At 39.3% G+C, this 1,187-nt stretch carries 1 pseudogene; it reads right to left on the bottom strand.

Annotated features, from left to right (window positions below):
• Window positions 1–1,144, bottom strand: a pseudogene (locus FTU37_RS16810) (IS3 family transposase); the annotation flags it as partial.
• Window positions 1,145–1,187: the final 43 nt, after the last annotated feature.

Here is a 1,187-nt window from a genome sequence, read left to right as displayed (position 1 = left end):
CAATTATAAATCATAATAGATTCCGCAATTAAGTGATCTAACTCCTTCATGGTTTGACATCGTGTAATTAAAAACTCCTGCTTTAATATTCCATTAATCCGCTCTGCTAATGCATTCTGGTAACAGTCTCCTCCATCTGTCATAGAAGGACATACCCCATAATGGCGTAATGCCGATTGATATAGTTCAGAGCAATACTGAGAGCCTCTGTCTGAATGATGAATCATCCTTGTCGCTCGATCCGTCACATGCTGCATCGCCATATGTAGAGCCTGCACAACATTCTCCGCACGCATATCATTCGATAACTTATAACCTTTAATCTGACGGGTATAAGCATCTGTCACTAAGGATAAATAATGTACGCCTTCAGCACTCTCAACATAAGTAATATCACTAACAAAGACTTCGTTGGCTTGCACTGCTGAATAATCCTTTAATAAATTTGGATGCTTCTTCATCCAATGCTTGCTATCCGTAGTTTTTGTATAGCGACGCTTGGGGCGAATCAATAAATTATGCTCTTTCAATATTTTAAATAACTGATCCCGTCCACACTTTAAACCACGCTGCAACAATTTGCCTTTAATAAGCCAATACAGCTTACGTGTTCCGATACTTGGCATGAGACAACGATATTCCATAACCAACTCAAGTATTTGTTCAGTTGCTTGTGCAGTCATTTGAGCACGTTTTTCTGCTTGATAATAAGCTTGTCGGGTGATTCCCAACCACTGACAATAACGTGAAACGCTTAGTCTTCTTTGGCTTTGCCAATCTTTGAAACGTGCTCGGTATACTTTTTTCCAAGATCAGTCCCACATTCTTTATCAATGTGATAAATCACATCCTGAATAAATTCAGTTTTAAGCTTTTCTGCGGCTAACTGCTTTTCTAATTGGCGGATTCGTTGTTGGGGGGTTAATTGGCGTTTAGAAGAAGTCGGCATATTCGAAGTCCAGTCCTGTTGTCCGTGCTTGCGTAACCATACCAGCACAGTTGATCTTCCTTGAATACCATATTTTGCCTGAGCTTGTTTATAAGTAATTTGCCCTTTTTCTACTTCATGTACAACCATCATTTTAAAGGCGAAGCTATAATCACGTTGTGTGCGTTTAACTCGTTGTTCTTGTGCATGTTCCATAAAATAAGTCTCTTAAGGTGTAAACTTATTTCAGGACGGGACA

Source organism: Acinetobacter sp. YH12097, from assembly GCF_013419225.1.
Taxonomy (GTDB): domain Bacteria; phylum Pseudomonadota; class Gammaproteobacteria; order Pseudomonadales; family Moraxellaceae; genus Acinetobacter; species Acinetobacter amyesii.
Note: the sequence above shows the minus strand (reverse complement) of the source record. Positions and strands in the feature narration are given on the sequence as shown.